General features: G+C 57.4%; 6 protein-coding genes. 5 read left to right on the forward strand and 1 reads right to left on the reverse strand.

The genetic code is table 11. The annotated features are described in order from the left end of the window. Position 1: 1 nt before the first annotated feature. Positions 2–553 carry a helix-turn-helix domain-containing protein gene (locus tag DRB19_RS17570; RefSeq protein ID WP_162815739.1) on the reverse strand — a complete coding sequence of 184 codons (552 nt, stop codon included), beginning with the start codon at positions 551–553 and terminating at the stop codon, positions 2–4. A gap of 480 nt (positions 554–1,033) precedes the next feature. Between DRB19_RS17570 and DRB19_RS17575 the strand changes: the two genes are divergently transcribed. The 5 genes from DRB19_RS17575 to DRB19_RS17600 all read left to right on the forward strand — a co-directional run bounded on the left by DRB19_RS17575 (position 1,034) and on the right by DRB19_RS17600 (position 5,721). Continuing rightward, positions 1,034–2,071 carry a tyrosine-type recombinase/integrase gene (locus DRB19_RS17575; RefSeq protein WP_114187323.1) on the forward strand — a complete coding sequence of 346 codons (1,038 nt, stop codon included), beginning with the start codon at positions 1,034–1,036 and terminating at the stop codon, positions 2,069–2,071. A gap of 36 nt (positions 2,072–2,107) precedes the next feature. Next, positions 2,108–2,290 (forward strand): site-specific integrase, encoded by a 183-nt coding sequence (locus DRB19_RS17580; RefSeq protein ID WP_114187324.1) that lies wholly within the window; start codon positions 2,108–2,110, stop codon positions 2,288–2,290. 634 nt (positions 2,291–2,924) lie between these two features. Further along, on the forward strand, positions 2,925–3,368 hold the full coding sequence (locus DRB19_RS17590) for a hypothetical protein (protein WP_114187326.1): 444 nt from the start codon (positions 2,925–2,927) through the stop codon (positions 3,366–3,368). Positions 3,369–3,549: 181 nt separating this feature from the next. Further along, entirely contained in the window at positions 3,550–5,076 is a 1,527-nt protein-coding gene (locus DRB19_RS17595; protein ID WP_114187327.1) for a bifunctional DNA primase/polymerase, read from the forward strand. 174 nt (positions 5,077–5,250) lie between these two features. Continuing rightward, positions 5,251–5,721: a hypothetical protein gene (locus DRB19_RS17600; RefSeq protein WP_114187328.1), complete on the forward strand. Its 471-nt coding sequence runs from the start codon at positions 5,251–5,253 to the stop codon at positions 5,719–5,721. Positions 5,722–6,259: the final 538 nt, after the last annotated feature.

The raw sequence follows: 6,259 nt of genomic DNA on the forward strand, positions 1-6,259 counted from the left end.
CTCAGACGCAGAGACCCACCCAGATGATCACAGTAGGATCGGTCGGCGACGGGTTTCTAGAGTGATAGGTCGAGGAGCGACTGAACTTGTAGCTGTCTCCCTCCGAGAGCACGAACTTTTCCTCGTCGATCCAAAGTTCGAGCTTACCTCGCAGGATCAGTCCGTACTCGGCTCCAACCGTTGCAACATTTTTCACCTCGGTTTCCAGCAACGGTTCGAAGGTCGAAATCATGAACTCCAGCTTCGGATCGAGCTGGGGTGTCAGGAGCTCCGTTTTGGCACCTTCGTGCAGGAGAGGCCGCCGCCGGCTGGCTCGAACAATGAAATCCTTTTCCCGGCTGTCGACGCCCGGCTGCTGATCTAGGTCCACGAACCAGCTCATGGGAACGTTGAAGGTGGCGCAGGCCGCATAGAGATCCTTGAGGGTCGGCTGCGAAATGCCGCGCTCGACCTGACTGATGTAGCCTGTCGAGCGGTTCAGAGCAGTGGCCAGCTGCTGGATGGTGATGCGGCGCGCCCGGCGCAGCTCGCGGATGGTTTTTCCAACGTGCACATGAGGTTCTTTTAGGGTCTCAGGCTTGTTCTGCATGCGGGCGGGAGTGGCTCAGGTTCACCTATGTGATGGAATTGAACGCTTTTTTCATATCTGTCAACGCAGGCGACCCTGTCGATGCAGGCGATGCGGTCGGCTTCAGACCGAGCTGGCTGAAATCCCATCCAGTGCCCAGGAGCCCGCCCTTGGAACCAGTACCCCTTGGGGTGGACAGGAATTAGTCGCACAGGGGACCGTTTCATCAAGCTGCGCCCGACAACAGATCGTGAGAAAAAGATCGGCTATCCAGAAGTGCCGGCAGCCCTCTCTGCGATCATTGATTTTAGATAGTACAGCCACTCCGCCTCGACCGCCCCCAGATCCATAATCTGGTGCCAGAGGGTTTCACAGCCAAACAATCAATCGCCTTCCAAGTGCCTTAACGTAACCCTGCATAACCCGGCTTTCCTGTTACCCCCAGCGTTACCCCAGCAGGCCCCAATGGCGAAGGCACTGACCGTCCAAAGCGTTGAGAAGCTGAAACCCGACTCGTCGCGTCGGCTGGAGATTCCTGATGGCCTCCTGCCCGGCCTTTATTTGGTCATTCAGCCCAGCGGAGTACGGTCGTGGGCTGTTCGTTACCGAGCGGCAGGCAAACCGCGCAAGCTGACCTTAGGCCCCTACCCTGCCGTTGGTCTCGGGACCGCTAGGGAACGCGCCCGTGAAGCTCTCCAGGCGGTCGCGAGCGGACGCGATCCAAGCCAGCAGAAACAGGCTGCCCGGTGCGAGGCTGACCCCATCAGTCCTGATCGGGACCTTGTCTCAATCCTGATCGCGAGCTTTCTGGAACGGTACGTCAGGCCAAGGCTCAAACCTCGCTCGGCCGAAGAAGTCGAGCGCCTCTTCAAGCTGCACGTTCTGCCTATTTGGGGGGAGCGCCGCGTCCAAGACATCACACGACGCGATGTGGTCGAGTTGCTTGACCGTATCACCGACCGCGGCACCCCAGTCGCAGCCAATCGGACATTCGCCGCGATCCGCAAGTTGTTCAATTGGGCCGTCGAACGCTCAATAATCCACGGACAATCGCCCTGCGCTGGGGTTCGCCTTCCCTCCGCCGAGCGCAGCCGGGACAGGGTTCTGTCCGACGAGGAACTGCGGCTTGTTTGGTTGGCTGCCAGTCGGATTGGATGGCCCTTCGGCTCGATGGTCCAACTCCTCATTCTCACAGGCCAGCGTCGGGACGAGGTGGCGGCGATGCGTTGGAGCGAGATCAGCGATGCCGGGCGGCTTTGGACGATTCCCGGAGCTCGGACGAAGAACGGCCAGCCTCATCAGGTTCCGCTGTCGAACGCTGCCCGAGACATTCTCTCGACGCTGCCACGCTTGGCAGGCAGCGACCTGGTTTTCACGACAACCGGAGCCACCCCAGTCTCAGGCTACTCGAAAGCCAAGGAGCGGCTGGACCGCCTTATTGCAGAGCTTGCCATAGGTCAGGCATCTTCGCAGGATGCGAAAACTCTTGTCGTTCGGAGTTAGCGACTGCACGACCTACGCCGAACTGTCGCATCAGGGATGGCCCGATCCGGAATTGCGCCACACGTGATTGAGGCAGTGCTCAATCACCGCAGCGGCATCGTGAGTGGGATTGCTGCGATCTACAACCGCCACGACTATTACAGCGAGAAGCGCGACGCGCTCGAACGGTGGGCGCAGTCGCCGCCCCTTGCGGCTGTCGATGCTCAACAGCGCGAGTAGCTCTCAAAAAATTTAACAACTGCCGCCTTGCCGTTCCGACCTTTTACGGTTAGCTCTATACGTGGATCGCCAGTTCGCCGAGTTCTGCTCGGTTTGATCCGTCTTTCTTCTGAAGACCTTTGCAACCGCCGCTGCCTCTTGGCTCGCGGCATGTCTAGCAATTCTTCGAGAGCGGACTCCTTGGCGATGAAAAGTCCTTCCTCTTCCAACTCGAACGAGCACGTCCCCTTGTTGCCACAGGCTCAGGCCGCAGTGGCGCAGGGTGAATTTTTGCCTGCTCGCGCGGTACGAACGCGATACGGGATCTCCGCGATGACACTGCACAGGTGGCTTCGCAATCCCAGTCTCGGGTTTCCTGAACCGCTAATCATCAACAGGCGCCGTTACTGGCGTGTCGAAGCCCTGCGGGCATGGGACCGCGAGCGTTGAAGATGCCGTGCTCTGTGGCGCTTCGAGCAATCCCCAAAGAACACTCGGCCGTCGAGAGATCCAGCACACTCCCATCATCGCAGACCAAAAAGACGAGGAAAGCGTCGCCACGAGGGGGTTACCCGCGCGAACGACGCTTTCTTCTCATCAGTAAAGTGACCTTGCCCGACGAACGGGGCGGTCTTCACACAGGAAGCATGAACCCATGCAAGAATTCGAGAGTCCAACAAAGCTCACCCCTTGGCTCTTCTTCCAGCTTCTGAACGCAACGCCCGCTGAGAATGTGCACCCGAGCACCGTCATGATCGCAGCAGGTGCCTGCCATGGCCTGATTTACGGCCCTGTCGGCGGACGCGTGTCAGACCTGGAAGAGGCGTTCACGGAGCTCTGGAGTCGCGACCAACCGTATAAGTGCGGCTGCGGGTTGCTCACGCTGATGCACACCCTGTTCACCGAGACGATGCACCATCCGTTGCGGCGGATTGATCTTGATCACCTGGCCGAACTCATGGTCGCCGCCTTGAATGATCAAGGGCTGCGTATCCGTGGTGACGGTAAGGGCCTACGGATCGTGAGCAGTCGGACCTTCCGGCACAGGCATGGGGTCAGGATCAACGTGCCCTTGAGACGCCCACCTGATGCTGCCTGATCCTGTGATCCGCTGACCCTAGACGACGCGGACGCAGCCACCATCAGAACCCGCAATTTCGATCAACGTCACCGGGGTTGGTGGATCCCGGTGCACGACCCCCTTTGCGGAACGCTGACGCACATCCCTAAAACCCTCTCCAGATTCGGTGCCGCCAACGCAGCACTCGGGAGTCTTTACTATGGAAAAATCACTCTTGGAGCACGCGCTGGAATACGCTGCTCATGGTTATGCTGTACTGCCAATTCATAATGTTCGTAAGGGGCTCTGCACTTGCCAGAAAGGAAAAGGCTGTTCCAAGCCTGGCAAACACCCCCGGACAAGAAACGGTGTAAAAGACGCCACCACTGACAAAGACCAAATTGCGGCGTGGTTTAACAAGTGGCCGAAGGCCAACATCGCCGTCAGGTGCGGGCTGCAAAGCGATCTGGTCGCGGTAGATGTTGATCCGCAAAACAAGGGCGATAAAAGCTTCGCGACCCTCCAAGATGAACTCGGCGCTTTCCCAGAGTGCCCTGAGTCTCGAACCGGAGGCGGTGGCTCACATTACTTCTTCAAGTATCCAGGGGCCGCCATTCGCACCACTCATGGGACGAAACTTGGACCTGGCATCGACTTCCAAGCCGACGACGCCTACATCGTCGTGCCTCCGAGCCGCCACGCTTCAGGCAAGAGATACCGCTGGGCACTAGGCCGCAGCCTGTTCGAGCACGCGCGTCCGCCTCTCCCAAAGGCATATATCCGCAGACTGACGGAGAGTCCGCGAAAAGACAGCCCAACACATGTTGTTCCAATCGTTGACGTGATCCCTGAAGGGCAGCGGAACAACGCCCTTGCGAGTCTCGCCGGACGACTGCTTAATTCCGGCCTGTCGCTGTCCGCAATGACGGCTGCCTTGCTGGAGGAGAATACACACCGTTGCCAGCCGCCACTTGAGCCGTCAGAAGTCCAAGCGATCGCCGCAAGCATTTCCCGGCGAGTGATGTCTCCAGTTCGCGCTGATGAGGACAGGGCGGAGACTTTGGCCCGAATGGTACTCGATCACAACTTCGCTGGCGGCGAGAACCTTATCTTCGCGACAGACGGGCAATTCTGGAGTTTCGATAGAACCCATTGGTCATTGCTGCCCCGAACTTCATTGGAGCGCATCATTTATGAGGCCATCCCCAATATGGTAGTGCGAGGCCCTCAAAACACCGCATCCCTCATAAAACAGACCGTGAAGCTGCTCCAGGCTGCACGAGCGATGAGAGATGACGTGCTGCGATTTCTTCGCCCACCACCCCCGGTGATCAACTGCAGAAATGGCGAACTGTGGGTGGCCGAGGATGGCTCGGTTGAGCTCCGGCCACATCAACCTCGATCCTATCTTCGCCATTGCCTGGATGTTGACTATGATCCCGACGCCACTTGCCCCATCTACGACCGAACCCTAAGGGAGATTTTTTCTCGTGCCTCGAAGCCAAAGGCGCTTATGCGTCATTTCAACGAACTGTTCGGCTACATCATTCATCCAAGGCGCGACATTCCTCTCATTCTCGTGGCACGCGGCGGTGGCAGTAATGGAAAGAGCCTCCTGTTCCAGACAATCGGCAGGCTATTGGGTCCAGAACTTGTCAGCGCCACACGGATTGAGCAACTCGACCAGAATCGCTTCTTGACAGGCAACGTTCTCGGGAAGCTTCTTCTGATTGATGATGATGTATAATCAGGAGTTCGGCTGCCAGATGGAGAGCTGAAAAAGCTCAGTGAAGCCAAGCCGATCACGGGTGAACGCAAATTTGGCCAGCCATTCAACTTCACCGTCCTCACTGTTCCGGTGCTGCTCTGTAACAATCCCCCTACGCTCGCAGATCTAACGCACGGGATGAGACGACGGCTGATGGTTCTTCCCTTCGACCGGAGGTTTACTGAGGACGAAATTGACCGGAGTCTTTTTCCTCGTATGTGGTCGTCCGAACTCTCCGGAATCCTGAACCGAGCGATTTCCGGCCTTCAGCGTGTTGTGTGTCGAAACTGGCAGTTCAGAATTTCGGATGATGTGGAGGCCGCAACAGCTGAGTGGCTAATTCATGCAAATCCGTTACCTGCGTTCATCGACGCTCGCTGCATACAGGAGGGGAGTTGCCTAATGCGGGACTTGTACCACGCTTATGAGCAATGGGCTCAGGTCGCTGGCATCACGATGAAGCAGCAGCAACTGACGGTAAAGCGCAATCTTGAGAGCCTCGGATACATGGTAAAGCACTCGAACAAAGGCGACAAGGTCGTTAACCTAAGCCTTGCGCGCCTCGCGGCTTACCACAGTGGTGGTTGTATTGATGGTGACGGGAGTGATGACATTTCCATCTAAAAAAATAAAACATTATGAATAGTTTAAGGGTATATGGCAAAACCAATCACTTTCATCACTGTCCCCCGACTTGACCGTGCGAAACTCGCACCATGAATACTCATTAGCTAGGGAGAACAGGTATGTTGGCTGGGCAGGTGCCTGATTGAAGTCTGATCGGCCAATCCAGCCAGCACACCTCACCGATCCCAACCTGTCATGAGAAAGCGCGGAAGGAGCGGATGGTTTAGTTCAAGCGTGGGGCGTCAATCCCACGCGCGGCTGGCGTGGCCACTGCCGACGTTACTGCCCATTGCAAGAGCGCGGGAGCCAGCCGGGTTGAAGGCCAAGAACCGTAGGCAGACCTTGGACGTGCGGAATTGATCAATCAGAGAGCCCTCGTGCTCAGCGAGCTCCATGGGGCCCGCTGAAACTGGCATCGACCATAAAGCTTATTGTTCACAACAGGGACATGGGGAGTCTAAAGCATCGGACGGTTAAACAGACGCATATCCGGCTGCCTTGAGGTAGTTCCAGCACTCCTGAGGCTCGAACAAGT

Source organism: Microvirga aerophila, assembly GCF_003332305.1.
GTDB classification, from domain to species: Bacteria; Pseudomonadota; Alphaproteobacteria; order Rhizobiales; family Beijerinckiaceae; genus Microvirga; species Microvirga aerophila.

Excerpts from the sequence above, each read along its gene's own strand:
- DRB19_RS17575 (WP_114187323.1), top strand. The coding sequence starts at position 1,034 with ATGGCGAAGGCACTGACCGTCCAAAGCGTTGAGAAGCTGAAACCCGAC.
- DRB19_RS17595 (WP_114187327.1), top strand. The coding sequence starts at position 3,550 with ATGGAAAAATCACTCTTGGAGCACGCGCTGGAATACGCTGCTCATGGT.
- DRB19_RS17590 (WP_114187326.1), top strand. The coding sequence starts at position 2,925 with ATGCAAGAATTCGAGAGTCCAACAAAGCTCACCCCTTGGCTCTTCTTC.
- DRB19_RS17600 (WP_114187328.1), top strand. The coding sequence starts at position 5,251 with ATGGTTCTTCCCTTCGACCGGAGGTTTACTGAGGACGAAATTGACCGG.
- DRB19_RS17580 (WP_114187324.1), top strand. The coding sequence starts at position 2,108 with ATGGCCCGATCCGGAATTGCGCCACACGTGATTGAGGCAGTGCTCAAT.